The sequence below is a fragment of the Hymenobacter daecheongensis DSM 21074 genome, assembly GCF_900141805.1.
In the GTDB taxonomy this organism is placed as follows: domain Bacteria; phylum Bacteroidota; class Bacteroidia; order Cytophagales; family Hymenobacteraceae; genus Hymenobacter; species Hymenobacter daecheongensis.
Map to the genome: position 1 here is coordinate 532,852 of NZ_FQYN01000001.1, position 14,681 is coordinate 547,532.

Sequence of the window (14,681 nt, forward strand, 5' to 3'; positions counted from 1 at the left end):
TGCACTAATTGCGCGGATCGAACATCAAACTCACTATTTCACCATTTCACCATTTCACCGCCTCCGGTACACGTTGGGGGTGGCGGTTTTCTGGTAGCGGCCGAACACGGCGGGCACTTTGTATTGCAGTTCGCGCATCAGCCGCGCTTCGTCGATGATGTAATCCGGGGGGAGCTGGGCGAAGCTTTGGGCGAGTCGGAAGATGGCGGCATACTCATTCAGATGGCCAAAATCGGCCTGCGACAGTTGCCAGTCGAGGTAGGGCGTGGCGGCGCGATTTTGCAGGTAGGGGCGGCGGTCGGGACCCAGCACCAGTAGGCGCTGACCCCGCAGGGCGGCATACGCGGGGTTAGGCTGCACAGCATAATGCTGCTCGGGCGGAATGGGCAAGGCTTTTTCCAGGGGCAACAGCGTGCGGTAGCGCACCACCACCACCACGCTCAGCAGAGCAATGAGCAGCACCTCCACCAGCCACGGATGGCGGGCTTTCTGCCACAGAAACAGGCTGAAATACGTGAGCGGCGGCAGCGCCAGCACAAACGTGCCGGGCGCTACACCCCGCCCCGCCGCCGCCATAGCCACCGCCACCAGCAGCCACACCAGCATCAACTGCTGAAACTTCACCTGAAATACCAGCCCCAGCGACGTGGTGAACGAGCGGCCCAGGGCCAGCAGCAGCACCAGACCCGGCACAATGAGCAGCCGCAGCTGCACGAACAGCGGCAGCCCATCGGCCCCGGCCACCAGCCCGCTCAGCGTGGGGCGCAGATGAAACTGCGCGAAAGCCGGCAGCGCCTCCTTGTACAGAAAGAAGGTGCCCGCCACGGCATACGGAAACAGAAACCCGCACACCAGCAGCAGAAAGCTTCGAAACGAGTTGGCCGCGAAGATGATAACAGCAAACAGCCCCACTAGCAGAAACAGCGCCAGCGGCAGGTAGCACAGCGCCGCTACCCCAACCAGGAAGCCCGCCCGGAACAGGCGGCGGTTGTCGTAGCCCTCGCGGGAGGTGGGCAGCAGCGCACTCAGGGCAATGATGATGAACGTATGCCCAATAAGCAGCGGCGAAAGGGTGTCGAGGTCGGCGGTGAGGCTGCCCAGCACCAGGTAGGTGAGCGCCGCTACGAAGCCGCGCTCGGGGTGCACGTCGGCGCGGTTGAGCACCAGGTTCAGACGCAGGGCCTGGAAAAACAGCAGCGCCAGCGCCAGCGTTCGGTAGAGCCAGAGCGGGCGACTGGCCACGGCCTCCAGCGCCCCGAAAAGCAGGGCGGCCAGCGGAGCGGTGCTGTCGTAGAGGCCGCGGTAGAGCAGCGCGCCTTCGTGCAGCCGCTCGCCCACCAGCATGGCCCGCAGCTCGGCCGCCGTGAGCGGCACGCCCAGCCACAGCAGCGGCAGGCGCACGGCCAGCACCAACAGCACCAGCAGCACCAGCCGCGACGGCAGCGGACTTTTGAAGAAACGAAGCAAAGCGAAGGTTTTAAGCTGCAAGCTACAAGCTTGGAGCTACAAGCCGCAAGCCATATGCTTTTGACGCTTTCACGGATTGCCGTTCGTAGCCTGAAGCTTGCGGCTTGTAGCTTGAGGCTTGCAGCTACAACCTTCCTATCTTTGCTAATTCTTATGGAAAGTAAACGACAGCAAAAGTTTGCCAGCCTGCTGCAGCAGGATCTGGCCGCCGTATTTCAGCGCGACCTGCCGCACCTGTTTCCGGGCCTGCCGCCCGGCATCAGCACCGTGCGCATCTCCCCCGACCTCGGCGTGGCCCGCATCTACCTGAGCGCTCTGCTCGCCGGCAGCGGCGAAGGTCTGCTGGCCAACGTGCAGGATAACAGCAAAGCCATACGGCATGCGCTGGCCAAACGCATTCACAAGCAGGTGCGCATCATTCCCGAGCTGGTCTTCTTCCTCGACGACAGTGCCCAATACGCGGCCCACATGGATGCCGTGCTGGGTACACTCCACATTCCGGCCGAAACGCCCGATGCCCCCGCCGAGCCCGAAGCCCAAGATGCCCCCCAGCGCCCCAAGCTGTTTGCTGACGAAGATGAGTAAAAGTGACGTTGTGGGATTGTGAATTTGTGGGCCTTCCGGCCGATTCGTCACAATTTCCCCGCGCTTCACAATTTCACAATCTCACAATTTCACCTCTTGTACTACGACCCGATTAAGAAGTCTTTGGGCGAAGTGTTTAACCGCACGCCGCTGCTGCGCCGCGTTTTCTACTTCCTGCTCGATTTGCTGCTGCTGCGCACCTGGCACGTACACCGCGAGCTGCGCCAGTGGGCCGCCGGCCGGCAAGACGAGGCCCTGACCATCCTGGATGCCGGCTCCGGCTACGGGCAGTACACGTACTGGATGAGCGGCCTGAGCAAGAAATGGCAGATTCTGGCCGTCGATGTGAAGGACGAGCAGATTGCCGATTCCAACCGGTTCTTCCGCCAGATCGGGCGCACCAACGTGCAGTTTGCCGTGCAGGATCTGGTGCTGTACCAGGAGCCCAACACCTTCGACCTGGCCCTGTCGGTAGATGTGATGGAGCACATTCTGGAAGACGTGGAAGTGTTCCGCAACATCCACGCCTCCCTCAAAGATGGCGGCATGCTGCTCATTTCGACCCCCAGTGACCAGGGCGGCTCCGACGTGCACTCCGACGGCGAAACCAGCTTCATCGAGGAGCACGTGCGCGACGGCTACAACATTCACGAGATTCAGCAGAAGCTGCGCACCGCCGGCTTCGAGCGCATCGAGGCCCGCTACAGCTACGGCGAGCCGGGCCAGATTTCGTGGCGCCTGAGCATGAAATACCCCATTCTGATGCTGGGCGCGTCGAAGTGGTTTTTCCTGCTGCTGCCATTCTACTACCTCGTCACCTTCCCCTTCTGCCTCATCCTGAACTGGATTGACTCGACCAGCAAGCACGACTCGGGCACTGGTCTGATTGTGAAGGCCTGGAAGTAAGCACGACCTTTTGAGCGCAGACCCGTATCTTGGGACGCTATCTTTTTCTCCGCTCCTGAATCATGGCCGACCAACCCGAACTCCTTCATGTCCTGCAACAGCTAGTGACACGGCTTGATAGTCAGGAACAGCTAAATGAGCGGATTTTGGCCCGTCTCGACCACACCAGCGGCACTATCGAAGCCGTAGCTTCTACTTTGGAAACGGTAGTAGTGGTGCAGAATAAGATGCTGGATCAGATGCAGCTTATCTATGAGGAGCAGCAGGTAAACCGCGACCAGCGGGCTTTCAACGAGAAGCAAATTGCTTTTAATGAGCGCCAAACCGCTTTCAATAACCGCCAGGAGGAAACCGATGCCATTCTGCTGTCGGAGCTGCGCGAAATCAAGACGGATCTGCGGGAGTTGAAAACCATCGTCCTCACCGACCACGAGGAGCGCCTGCGCCGCCTCGAAGACTTCATGCGCCGCGCTAGCTAGCATTTTTCTCACAGTTTCTACCATCGCCTCCTTTCGCCTACGCCCTGCATGAACGTTCCCTTGCTCATTGCCCGGCGTTATTTCTCGTCCAAGAATAAGCGCAACATCATCAGTATCATCTCCAACATCTCGATGGTGGGGGTAGCCGTGGGCACGATGGCGCTCATTATCGTGCTGTCGGTGTTCAATGGGCTCGAAGATCTGGTGCGCACGCTTTACGGCAAATCGGACCCCGATCTGCTGGTTTCGGCGGTGAAAGGCAAATCATTTGAAACCAACGAGCAGCTGCTCAACCGCATCCGCGCCACGCCCGGCGTAGCCCTGCTCACGGAAGTGATTGAGGACAACGCCCTGCTGCAATACCACGACCGCCAGATGGTGGTGAAGCTCAAAGGTGTGAGCGACAACTATTTCGCCCAAAGCCACATCGACTCCGCCATCGTGGAGGGCGACCACCGCCTCACGCGCAACGAGGAGCCCTACGCCCTCATTGGGGCCGGTGTGCAGCACGAGCTCAGCATTGCCATCGACAATAAGTTTGCGCCCCTGCGCCTGCTCTATCCGCGCAACACGGGCAAGAAAACTCTCTCGATGAACCCCGAAACGGCCTTCACCGAGCAAAGCATCGTGGCCGGCGGCGTATTTCTGATTGAGCAGCACATCGACGACAGCTACATCTTCGTGCCCATCGACTTTGCCGAGCGCCTGCTCAAATACGGCACCCGCCGCACGGCTTTGGAAGTGAAGGTGGGTGAAAGCCGGCAGATCGAAGACGTGCAGCAGGATCTGCAGAAGCTGCTGGGCGCGGACTTTCACGTCTACAACTCCGATGAGCAGCACGTGAGCCTGCTCAAGGCCATTAAAGTGGAGAAGATGTTCGTGTTCATCACCTTCACCTTCATCCTGCTCATTGCCTCGCTCAATATCTTCTTCTCGCTCTCGATGCTGGTTATCGATAAGAAAAAAGACATTGCCATTCTCATGGCGATGGGCGCTACTAGTCGCACGGTACGCAACATTTTTCTGTTCGAAGGGGCCATTGTGGCGCAGGTGGGGGCTATTGTGGGCCTCACGCTGGGCATTCTGATCTGCTGGCTGCAGCAAACCTTCCATATCGTGAGCATGGGTATGGCCACCAGCGTGGTAGACTCTTACCCCGTGAAAATGCAACTCTCCGATATCATCCTCACGGGCGTGGCCATTGTGGTCATCACCATCACCGTGTCTATCCGCCCGGCCCTAACGGCCTCGCGCTTCGCCCTTCGCGACAACCTGTAACCCTTTACCGGCCGAATCAGTATTTCGTCTACCTCCCAGTAGCATCCGACTACTGGAAACGGGGATTCATTCTATTTATGTGATTATTTATATAAAAAATTTTACTTTTTGCTAAAAAATATACTACTTAGTGTTTACACCCTACTTTTAACCCTCATTTTCCGCTGGATATACGACTATGAAGGTCTCAACTTCACAGCCTTTTCAAATCGTTTATTCGCTGCTTGAGCACGAATATCTGGGCTATTTGTTTGAGTCCTATGTCGTACAGCGCAATGCCCGCGGGCAGCTCACGCTCCAGCACCAGACCGTATCGGCCAAGAACGCGCCGGAGTTTGCCGATGGCCTGGATGAAACTGATTTTGAGCTAATTGCTCTCACCGACCAGATTCAGCAGGATGCGGTTATTAAGGAATTCTGGGCGAAGAAAACCACGCCGGCCGATTTCTTCCTGAAGATCTATGATGCCGAAAAAGGCGACAAAGTCCTGCAGGATGCCATTTGCCGCTATGTGCAGGAGCGCATGGGCCAGATTCTGGCCCGTCTGCGCGGCAAGCTGGTCTTTATAACGGGCAAAGACGGCGAGCCGACCTGGAAGGAAATCGGGGTGGCACCGGAGCCAGCATCGGTGCTGTTTCATTTCCGACGCAACGAAGACAGCACGCACTATTTCCCCACCATTCAGTACCAGGGTCAGAAGCTGGATTTCCAGTTCAAAAACGCCGTGCTCGTATGCACCCAGCCCGCCTGGATGCTGCTCGACGACCGGCTCTACGACTTCCGCAACGACGTGGACGGCAAGAAGCTCCAGCCGTTTCTGAACAAGAAGTTCATCATCATTCCGCGGCAGGTTGAAGACAGCTACTTTCAGCGCTTCGTGGCTCCGCTGGTCGAGTCGTTTGATGTGCACGCCCGCGGCTTCGATATTCGCTCGGAGCGCTACGTGGCCCGCCCCCAACTCACGTTTTCCGACACGCCGGGGGCCGTCATCGTGCCGGCGGAGGAAGAGCGCAGCCGCGCCTCCGCGCGCCGCACCAGCGACATCAGCAGCGCCCTCACCGTCGCGCCCTCCGACCACATTCACTTCGACCTGAGCTTCCGCTACGGCGACCATACCGTGCACAACAGCTACGACAAGCGGGTGTGCGTGAAGCTGGAAAAGAACGAGGACTCTTACATTTTCCACCGCCTCGTCCGCAACCTCGACCACGAGCAGGAAATTATCCGCGAGTTGGCCGACCGGGCGCTGGAAGTGCGCAACGGCCGGGCGGTGCTGGAAAAAGCCACCGCCTTCCGCTGGCTGCACAGCCACGCCGAGGAACTGGCCCGCCTGGGCTTCACGGTGCAGCAGGGCACTACCTCCAGCAAAGACTACTTCATTGGGGCCGTGACGGTGCAGGTGGGCATCACGGAGGGCAACGACTGGTTCGACGTGCATGGCACGGTGCGCTTCGGCGAGTTCGAAATCCCGTTTATCAAGCTGCGGCCCTACATTCTGGGCCGCCGCCATGAGTACCGCCTGCCCAACGGCCAGATTGCCGTGATTCCGGAGGAGTGGTTTACGCAGTACCTGGAGCTGTTTGCCTTTTCCGAGGAGCACCAGCACCACCTCACGCTGCGCAAGCACCATCTGGCCCTGGTTTCGGACTTGCAGAATGGCAACCTGGCCACCGTGACCATGTCGCAGAAGCTGGAAAAGCTGCGCGAGTTTGAGGCCGTGGAAGACCGGCCCATGCCCGTGGGCTTTCAGGGCCAGCTGCGGCCCTACCAGAAGGCTGGCTACAACTGGCTGCACTTTGTGAAGGACTACCAGTTTGGCGGCTGCCTGGCCGACGATATGGGGCTTGGAAAAGCCCAGCCGCTACACGCCAACATCCTGACGCCCAACGGTTGGAAGCAGATGGGCGAGATGCGCGTCGGCGACTCAGTTATTAATTCCCAGGGCCTCACCAGCCGCGTAACGGGCGTATTTCCGCAGGGCGAGAAGGAAATTTTCAAGGTCACGTTCACCGATAATTCTACTGCCGAATGCTGCGCTGAGCACCTATGGGCCGTGCAAAGTCCGGTGCAGAAGTATCGGAAGCAAGAGTACCGAGTGAAGTCACTGGAGGAATTGCGCCACGACCTGCACGACCGGCACGGCAATACAAAGTGGTTTATCCCGATGGTGAAGCCCGTAGTGCTGCCCGCGCAGCCGGTACCGGTCGACCCCTACTTTATGGGCCTGCTGCTTGGCGATGGTTGTTTCCGGCAAAACAGCATCATGCTATCGACGGCGGATGTGGAAATAGTGAACTACGTAGCGCAGGATTTGCCGCCGGGCCTGACGATGCGTCGGCAGGGCCCTACCTGCGACTATACGTTTGTCAAAAGCGGGGCGGGCTGGACCAACGAGCTGATGCAGACGATTCAGGCGCTGGGCTTGAAAGGCAAGGGGTCGAAGGACAAATTCATTCCTGAAGTGTACTTGTACAACGACCCGGCTACGCGCCTGGCCGTGCTGCAAGGGCTGATGGACTCCGACGGTTACATGTCGGTGAAGGGGGATGTCTGCCAGTTTACCTCTGTTTCTGTTGAGTTGATTGCGGGGGTTACTTTCTTGGTGCAGTCGTTGGGCGGCACTGTGAAAAAGTCATCCAAAATGCCTTCCTACACGCACAACGGTGAGAGTCGGACCGGGCAGCTGGCTTACACGCTCACACTGAGCCTGCCACCTCATACTCAGCCCTTCCGACTGGCCCGCAAGGCGGCTCTCTACCGGCCCAAGACGAAATATCAACCCTACAGGGGCATTAAGGCGGTGGAGTTGGTAGGCACTATGTCGGCGCAATGCATTTCCGTGGATGCGCCCGACCGCCTGTATGTGACGGATAACTTTGTGCTCACGCATAATACCATTCAAACGCTGGCGCTGCTGCTGGAGCGCAAGGAAAGCGGCGACGCTATCGGTGCGGCCACGCTGCTGGTGATGCCTACTTCACTGGTATACAACTGGTTGAGTGAGGCGCAGAAGTTTACGCCCGGCCTGCGCATTCTGACTTATACCGGCACCTACCGCGACAAAAACGTGGCGCAGTTTGCCGACTACGACGTAGTGCTGACCAGCTACGGCATCGTGCGGCTGGATGTGGAGCTGCTGCGCACCTACGGCTTCGATTACGTGATTCTGGACGAGTCGCAGGCTATCAAAAACCCCAGCTCAACTACCTCGCAGGCCGTGCGCAACCTCCGCTCACGCCACCGGCTGATTCTGACCGGTACCCCGGTCGAAAACAGCACCATGGACCTGTGGTCGCAGATGTCGTTTATCAATCCCGGTTTGCTGGGCACCCAGACGTTTTTCCGTAAGGAATTCCTCAAGCCCATTGAGAAAGGCAAGGACGAAGGCCGCACCCGCAAGCTCCACGCCCTTATCAAGCCTTTCATTCTGCGCCGGCATAAAGCCCAGGTAGCCACCGAGTTGCCGGCCAAGATTGAGCACCTGAGCTACTGTCACATGACGGAGGAGCAGGCCCAGTGCTACGAGGAAACCAAGAGCTACTACCGCAATAAGATCCTCAAGAATATTGAGGAGCACGGCACGGCCGGCACCCAGTTTATGCTGCTGCAGGGCCTTACCAAGCTGCGCCAGATTGCCAACCATCCGCGCATGGCCCACGAGGACTACGAGCACGAGTCGGGCAAGCTGCGCGAGGTGATTCGCATGATCCGTAGTGTAGTGGCCGAGGGTCACAAGGTACTTGTATTCAGCCAGTTCGTGAAGCACCTCGACATCGTGCGGGCCTCACTCGATGAGAAGCAGGTGGAGTACGCTTACCTCGATGGCAACACCCGCGACCGGCATAAAGAGGTTATCCGCTTCCAAGAAACCGAGGCGTTGCGCGTGTTCCTTATTAGCCTCAAAGCGGGCGGCGTGGGCCTCAACCTCACCGCCGCCGACTATGTGTTCATCCTCGACCCGTGGTGGAACCCCGCCGTGGAGGCCCAGGCCGTGGACCGCGCCCACCGCATCGGCCAGCAGCGCACGGTGTTCACTTACAAGTTTATCAGTAAGAACACCGTAGAAGAGAAAATCCTGGCCCTGCAGCACAAAAAGATTCAGCTGGTTACGGATTTGATTACGACCGATGAGGCGATAATCAAGAGCCTGACCAAGGAGGATATTGAGGAATTGCTGGGATAAACTGAGAGGTTGCTTGCAAGCTAACCACAAGGCTGCTTGTGAAATACAAATCCAGTCAACCCAGCTTCTAAGCTTCCAGCATCTCCGCCGCCCGCCGGCCCACCCCTGCCCCCATTGCCACGCCCATGCCATTGCAGCGCAGCGCCCCGAAAATACCGGGAGCCAGCGGCTGAATGATAGGAGCCAGATCTGCCCCGAAGGCCATAACCCCGCTCCAACGGTAGTCGATGCGGGGGCGCTGACCGGGTAGAATTACTTCGTACAGCAGCTGTTCCAGCTTTTGCTGCACCAAATCGGTGAGGCCGGGCTCCGTAGTAGCTTCGGTGGCGAAGTCGAGGTTTCGGCCGCCGCCGAGCAGAATGCGGCCATCTACCTGCCGGAAATAGTAGTAGCCTTTGTCGTAGTGAAACGTGCCGAGCAGGCGCAGGCCAGCAATGGGCTCGGTCACGAGCACTTGCCCGCGGCCGGGCTGCACATCCAGCGCCGGAAAAAACTGCCGGCTGAAGGCATTGGTGGCCAGCAGCACCTGTCCGGCTTCGATGGTGGCCGACGGCGTGCGCAGGCGCATAGTGGGCCCGGCCTCCTCTATGGCCAGCACCGGGCAGCTATGCAGCACCACAATATCATGCTGCCAGGCCAGCTTCAGCAGTGCGTGCATCAGGCGGCCGGTATCCAGGGCTCCTTCGGCCTGGTTTTCCAGCATCGTAGTCACCTGGCCCAGGCCGAAGCGGGAAATGTTGGCGGTGGCATCACGAAAAACGTCGGGACGGCCGATGATGGGGGCAAGCAGGTCGTTGAAATAGCCTATATGGGCTTGACAGGTGTGGGCCAGCGCCGCTTCCTCGGGCCGGAATAGCTCGTAGCTCCCTGCGTCTTCATAAAGCAGGGCCTCGTCGCCGAGCAGCTCGCGCAACAACGCCAAGCCTTCCCAGCGGGCGCGCACCACGTTGAGCAGCGCGGCGGTGCCGCCCTTTTTTTCCTGCTCCAGCAGCTCCGAAATGCTGCCGAAACAGGCGAAGCCCGCGTTTTTGGTACTGGCCCCGTTGGGCAGTATATCGCGCTCCAGCACGCACACGCGGGCCTGGGGCCGCAGCCGCTTGGTAAAAATAGCCGCCGTGAGCCCCACGATGCCCGCGCCTACAACGGCCACATCGAACCCTTGCAAAAACTGCTGATGCTCCCAGTACGAAAATGCTTGCTCGGCCATAGTCAAAGGTAACAGGCCGAAGCAAGTACGCACCCCGCTACACAGCAAAGCCCGGAAACGCAGAGGCATTTCCGGGCTTTAGCTCTGACTGGGCAGACCGTCTATTGGCCGACCAGCACGCGGCGCATACCGCTGCGGCTGCCCGCCGTGCAATGCACGATGTAGTAGCCCGGTGGCAGGCTGCTCACATCCAACACGGTAGCCTCGTCGCCGGCTATCAGGTCGCGGGTGATGACGGGGCGGCCCTCTGCGTCGTTGACTTCCACGCGGGTGGGGCCGGCTACGTCGGTGCGCACCGTGAGGCGGTGCGTGAGCGGATTGGCTTCGGCCCGCACTTTTATAGCATCGGTGGAAGGCGGGGCCTGCTCCATCTTACTGGTTATCAGCTCCACCGGGGCCGGCTTGGCTTCGGCGGCCGCAACGGCCACAGGGGGTTTGGCGGCCGTGGTAGCAGCCGCTTTCACCGGCTCCTTGGCGGCTGGCTTCGCAGTGGCCGGCTTGGCCGATTTGGTTTGGGCCTGGGCTGAACCGGCCAGCAGCGCCGCACCAAGCAAAATGAGCGTTAGAGTAGCTGTTTTCATACGCGTCGTAAACGCTGGGTTGAAGGAACCAGTGCCTGGTAAAAGTAAAAAATCCTTGCCTGTCTTGGCCAGTAAATCCGCCGAACCGGGCCGAAATGTCGACCAAGCAACTGATGGCTACCATATTTTTTCCGCCACAGCTATTTTCAGGCCACATTCTCCAAGCTCCACACCCAGAACAACTTCCCGACCTGGAATGCGTGCTTTAGCGGCAACAGCCGACCTACCGTACCCGAATTTTGGCAGGCTTCGGCAAAAATATCGGGGCAGAAGTTGCGCCGCACGCTGATTGTGCCTTACATTTGCAACTCAATTCCTCGGGGTGTAGCGTAGCCTGGTATCGCGCCAGCATGGGGTGCTGGAGGTCGTAGGTTCGAATCCTGCCACTCCGACGGAGCAGTTTGCTGCCAAAAGGCCTCCGAATTTCGGTTCGGAGGCTTTTTTTGGCCGTGACTATTGAAAGTACCTGTGCACTACGCAGCACAGTTTTCGGGGTGTAGCGTAGCCCGGTATCGCGCCTGCTTTGGGAGCAGGAGGCCGCAAGTTCGAATCTTGCCACCCCGACACTGATTTATTCAGGTCATTCAAAAAGCCCGCTGAACTTCGGTTCAGCGGGCTTTTTTGGCTTTCGGGGTCGTGAAAACTTATTTTTTGCTGCTCATTTTCAGCTATATGCCTTTTTAAACATTTTGCGGCTAATAATGCGACGCGACCGGCCGTTGAGAGGGAGCATTTCTTTTTACTCTCTCCAATTTATTTCAATGCAAAAATTCGTGTTGAGTACTCTGCTCGCAGGTGCTACCATCAGTGTCGCCCAGGCGCAGACCAAACCCGGTACGGTGCTCCTGGGCGGCAGCGTCAGCTACAACAGTGGCAAGTCGGAAGCCACTACCTCGCAGGCATCTACCATCCCCAAGCTGGCAACCGATATCAGTAGCCGTCAGGTATCGTTCAGTCCGCAAGTAGGTTTCTTTGTAGCCAATAACCTGGTGCTGGGACTGAATGCGGGAGTATCATCAGACAAGACCACTTCCTCGCAGGATAGCTATTCCGGGGTGGGTACGCCCGTTGCCTATGCCAACGAGGAGATACTGAAAGAACTGCATTTAGGGCCTTTTGTGCGCTATTACCACATGTTTGGCGAGAAGGCGGGCCTTTATGGGCAAGTAGGCGGAGGCTACCATCGTAGCACCCGCGAAAATAGCAGTGAGGTTCCCTTCTCGTATGATAGCGAGAGCAAAACCACCGGTGGCTATGCCAACCTGCTGCCGGGGTTCGTGTATTTCCCAACTCCGAAGATTGGGCTGGAACTGACGATGGGCAATATATTCTACTCCAAAAGTAGCTACACCTCGCAGGTGCTTTCACCGAACAAGTCGGAGTCGAAAGGCAACAGCAATAGATTTGGGGCGAATTTTGGCCTGCACCAACTGGCGGTTGGCGCTTCTTTTCACCTGGGTAACTAAACCGGACGCAGATTTTATCAAGGGGCTTCCTCGCAGTCAGCGGGGAAGCCCCTTCGCGTTTGGGACTACTTTACCACTGCCAGCACTTCGGCTCTGTCATCATCTCCGAACCGCTCCAGATATACTTGCCGCAGTTTCAGCTGCTCCTTTTCGGCGAAGTTTTTCACGCCGCTGTAGAGCTTATCGGGAGCCACCATGTAGCTGGCCTGGATGCGGGCGTGTAGCACGCGCTGGCCGGCGGCGAAGGTGCGGTAGTGGTAGTTGGCGGGGAGCTGCTGGGAGGTTGTATCGGCCACCACTAGGCCCACGAAGGCTTTTACGGTGTCCTTGGCGGCGGCGGGGTCGTTGTAGTAGATGTTGGCCAGGTCGCCGCGGAGCTGGCCGCTCTGGCGCAGCTGCTGGGCCTGGCGGAACAATGGCCCGAACTCGTCGCTGCTTACGGGGCCAGCAAAGTAGCGCCCAGCCAGAAAGATGGGCTGCGGAATGGTTTCGAGCGTGACGGCGGCGGCGCGGAAGCCGCCCAGATAGGTATAGAAGCCAGCAAAGCCAAAGGCGATGAGCAGGGCGGCAAGAAAAATCCAGCGGGTCATGGATGGTGAAGTGGTGAGATAGTGAAATAGTGAGATGGTGAACTGGTGAGATAGTGAGTTTGACCTTCTGTTAGCGCAAGTGGCGCAGTTGGCGCAAGCCGAACATCAAACTCACTATCTCACCGGTTCACCATCTCACTACCTGTACTGCATCTGGTAGAGCTGCTGGTAGAAGCCGCCGTGGCGCAGCAGTTCCTCGTGGGTGCCGGCTTCCTTTATTTCGCCCCGATCCAGCACGATGATGCGGTCGGCTTTTTGGATGGTACTGAGGCGGTGAGCAATGACGAGCGAGGTGCGGCCCTGCATCAGCTTCTCGATGGCCTGCTGAATTAATTCCTCCGTCTCCGAATCGACTGACGACGTGGCTTCATCCAGAATGATGATGCGGGGCTGATACACCATCGCCCGCACGAAGCTGATGAGCTGGCGCTGGCCCACAGAAAGCGTAGCGCCGCGCTCCATCACGGGGTATTCCAGCCCGCCGGGCAGCCGCTCGATGAAGCGGCGGGCCCCTACCAAATCGGCGGCGGCCCAGATCTGCTCGTCGGTTATGTCCTTACTACCCAGCGTGATGTTGTCCTTGATGGTGCCGGCGAAGAGGAATACATCCTGTAGCACCACACCGATGTGGCGGCGCAACTCCTTGAGGTCATATTCGCGCAGGTCGTGGCCGTCGATGGCAATGGTGCCTTTGTTGATTTCGTAGAAGCGGCTGAGCAGGTTGATGATGCTGGTTTTACCCGCGCCAGTAGCGCCCACGAAGGCGATGGTCTGGCCGGCCTGCACGCTGAAGTTCACGTCGCGCAACACCCACTCTTCGTCGTTGTAGGCAAACCAGACGTGGTCGAACTGCACGTCGCCGCGGATGGTGGCCGGGGCGTACGTGCCGTTGTCGGCAATCAGCTCCTTGCTGTCGAGCAGTTTCAGTAGGCGCTCAGTGCTCACCAGGCCCAGCTGCAGCGTATTGAAGCGGTCGGCAATCTGGCGGATGGGGCGGAAGAACAGCGCATTATACATAATGAAGGCGATGAGCGCACCCTTGGAAATGGTGCCCTCAATCTGGCCCTGCGCGGCGTACCACACCAGCAGCCCCACCCCTACCGCCGCCAGCACTTCGGCCACCGGAAAGTAGATGCTGTAGTAGAGCACCGAACGAATATTGGCACGGGTGTGCTCCTGGTTGATGGCCTTGAACTTGGTGAATTCGCGCTCCTCGTTGTTGAAAATCTGCACCACGTTCATGCCCGTCAGGTGCTCCTGCACGAAGGAATTCAGATTGGCTACGGCCGTGCGCACTTCCTGAAACGACTTTTTGACCTTCTCCTTAAACACGTAGGTGCTGAACAGCAGCAGCGGAATCACGGACAAGCTCACCAGCGTCAGCCGCCAGTCGATGTAGAACATGAAGGCCATGATGAACACCAGCTGCAGAATGTCGCCGATCATGGCCGCCAGCCCTTCGCTGAACACATCGGACAGCGTTTCCACGTCGGAGATGTTGCGCGTGACGAGCACGCCGATGGGCGTGCGGTCGAAGAACTTGAGGCGCAGATTCAGAATGTGCTTGTAGAGGTCTACGCGAATGTCGCGCACGATGTACTGGCCCAGCCAGCCACCAAAGTAGGTTTGCAGGTAGCTAACCAGCGCATGGGCCACCAACAGCACCAGCAGCAGCCCAAACATCTTGTTCAGCCCCAGCATGTCGCCCTGCTCGATACTCACGTCCACCATCTGTTGAATCAGGAAGGGGCGCAGCGTGCCCAGCGCGGCGGTGGCCACGGTGAGGAAAATCAGGAAGTAGAACACGCGCCGATAGGGCCGCACGTACTGCATCAGCCGGCTCAGCACCTGCCAGTCGAAGATATTGCCGGTTTTGGTGGCGGTAGTTGCTTGCTCCATGGGTGTGCTTAGGGCTTATTCAATAGCGGGGCTTGTTACG

Annotated in this window: 11 protein-coding genes and 2 tRNA genes; 8 read left to right on the forward strand and 5 right to left on the reverse strand. The window is 58.5% G+C overall.

Annotation, left to right across the window (positions count from 1 at the left end):
- Positions 1-54: 54 nt before the first annotated feature.
- Positions 55-1,467: a hypothetical protein gene (locus tag BUB62_RS19250; protein ID WP_159437389.1), complete on the reverse strand. Its 1,413-nt coding sequence runs from the start codon at positions 1,465-1,467 to the stop codon at positions 55-57.
- 153 nt (positions 1,468-1,620) lie between these two features.
- On the opposite strand from BUB62_RS19250, the gene BUB62_RS02305 reads away from it, so the two are divergent.
- The 5 genes from BUB62_RS02305 to BUB62_RS19710 all read left to right on the forward strand — a co-directional run bounded on the left by BUB62_RS02305 (position 1,621) and on the right by BUB62_RS19710 (position 8,898).
- Positions 1,621-2,052 carry a ribosome-binding factor A gene (locus BUB62_RS02305; protein WP_073105598.1) on the forward strand — a complete coding sequence of 144 codons (432 nt, stop codon included), beginning with the start codon at positions 1,621-1,623 and terminating at the stop codon, positions 2,050-2,052.
- A gap of 96 nt (positions 2,053-2,148) precedes the next feature.
- Positions 2,149-2,958, forward strand: coding sequence for a class I SAM-dependent methyltransferase (locus BUB62_RS02310; protein WP_073105601.1), 810 nt, complete (start codon positions 2,149-2,151; stop codon positions 2,956-2,958).
- 146 nt (positions 2,959-3,104) lie between these two features.
- Positions 3,105-3,437: a hypothetical protein gene (locus BUB62_RS02315; protein WP_073105602.1), complete on the forward strand. Its 333-nt coding sequence runs from the start codon at positions 3,105-3,107 to the stop codon at positions 3,435-3,437.
- Positions 3,438-3,485: 48 nt separating this feature from the next.
- On the forward strand, positions 3,486-4,715 hold the full coding sequence (locus BUB62_RS02320) for an ABC transporter permease (RefSeq protein WP_073105603.1): 1,230 nt from the start codon (positions 3,486-3,488) through the stop codon (positions 4,713-4,715).
- A 247-nt stretch (positions 4,716-4,962) separates the two neighbouring features.
- Entirely contained in the window at positions 4,963-8,898 is a 3,936-nt protein-coding gene (locus BUB62_RS19710; RefSeq protein WP_317041370.1) for an SNF2-related protein, read from the forward strand.
- 67 nt (positions 8,899-8,965) lie between these two features.
- Here the strand turns inward: BUB62_RS19710 and BUB62_RS02330 are convergent, their stop codons facing one another.
- Both BUB62_RS02330 and BUB62_RS02335 read right to left on the reverse strand, forming a co-directional pair.
- Positions 8,966-10,105 (reverse strand): NAD(P)/FAD-dependent oxidoreductase, encoded by a 1,140-nt coding sequence (locus BUB62_RS02330; RefSeq protein ID WP_073105607.1) that lies wholly within the window; start codon positions 10,103-10,105, stop codon positions 8,966-8,968.
- Between the two features lie 101 nt (positions 10,106-10,206).
- Positions 10,207-10,686 carry a T9SS type A sorting domain-containing protein gene (locus BUB62_RS02335; RefSeq protein ID WP_073105609.1) on the reverse strand — a complete coding sequence of 160 codons (480 nt, stop codon included), beginning with the start codon at positions 10,684-10,686 and terminating at the stop codon, positions 10,207-10,209.
- Between the two features lie 318 nt (positions 10,687-11,004).
- On the opposite strand from BUB62_RS02335, the gene BUB62_RS02340 reads away from it, so the two are divergent.
- From BUB62_RS02340 to BUB62_RS02350, 3 genes are all read left to right on the forward strand, one after another.
- Positions 11,005-11,078: transfer RNA gene (locus BUB62_RS02340), tRNA-Pro, on the forward strand.
- Between the two features lie 98 nt (positions 11,079-11,176).
- Positions 11,177-11,250, forward strand: a tRNA-Pro gene (locus BUB62_RS02345).
- A 197-nt stretch (positions 11,251-11,447) separates the two neighbouring features.
- A complete protein-coding gene (locus BUB62_RS02350) occupies positions 11,448-12,152 on the forward strand; it encodes a hypothetical protein (RefSeq protein WP_073105612.1) in 705 nt (234 codons plus the stop codon).
- Between the two features lie 65 nt (positions 12,153-12,217).
- Here BUB62_RS02350 and BUB62_RS02355 read toward each other — a convergent pair whose 3' ends face one another.
- Both BUB62_RS02355 and BUB62_RS02360 read right to left on the reverse strand, forming a co-directional pair.
- Positions 12,218-12,742, reverse strand: a complete 525-nt coding sequence (locus tag BUB62_RS02355) for a hypothetical protein (protein WP_073105614.1) — start codon at positions 12,740-12,742, stop codon at positions 12,218-12,220.
- A gap of 138 nt (positions 12,743-12,880) precedes the next feature.
- A complete protein-coding gene (locus tag BUB62_RS02360; RefSeq protein WP_073105616.1) occupies positions 12,881-14,641 on the reverse strand; it encodes an ABC transporter ATP-binding protein in 1,761 nt (586 codons plus the stop codon).
- Between the last annotated feature and the right edge of the window lie 40 nt (positions 14,642-14,681).

Coding starts and splice junctions, on each gene's coding strand:
- BUB62_RS02350 (WP_073105612.1), top strand. CDS start 11,448: ATGCAAAAATTCGTGTTGAGTACTCTGCTCGCAGGTGCTACCATCAGT.
- BUB62_RS02335 (WP_073105609.1), bottom strand. CDS start 10,686: ATGAAAACAGCTACTCTAACGCTCATTTTGCTTGGTGCGGCGCTGCTG.
- BUB62_RS02360 (WP_073105616.1), bottom strand. CDS start 14,641: ATGGAGCAAGCAACTACCGCCACCAAAACCGGCAATATCTTCGACTGG.
- BUB62_RS02305 (WP_073105598.1), top strand. CDS start 1,621: ATGGAAAGTAAACGACAGCAAAAGTTTGCCAGCCTGCTGCAGCAGGAT.
- BUB62_RS02355 (WP_073105614.1), bottom strand. CDS start 12,742: ATGACCCGCTGGATTTTTCTTGCCGCCCTGCTCATCGCCTTTGGCTTT.
- BUB62_RS02320 (WP_073105603.1), top strand. CDS start 3,486: ATGAACGTTCCCTTGCTCATTGCCCGGCGTTATTTCTCGTCCAAGAAT.
- BUB62_RS02330 (WP_073105607.1), bottom strand. CDS start 10,105: ATGGCCGAGCAAGCATTTTCGTACTGGGAGCATCAGCAGTTTTTGCAA.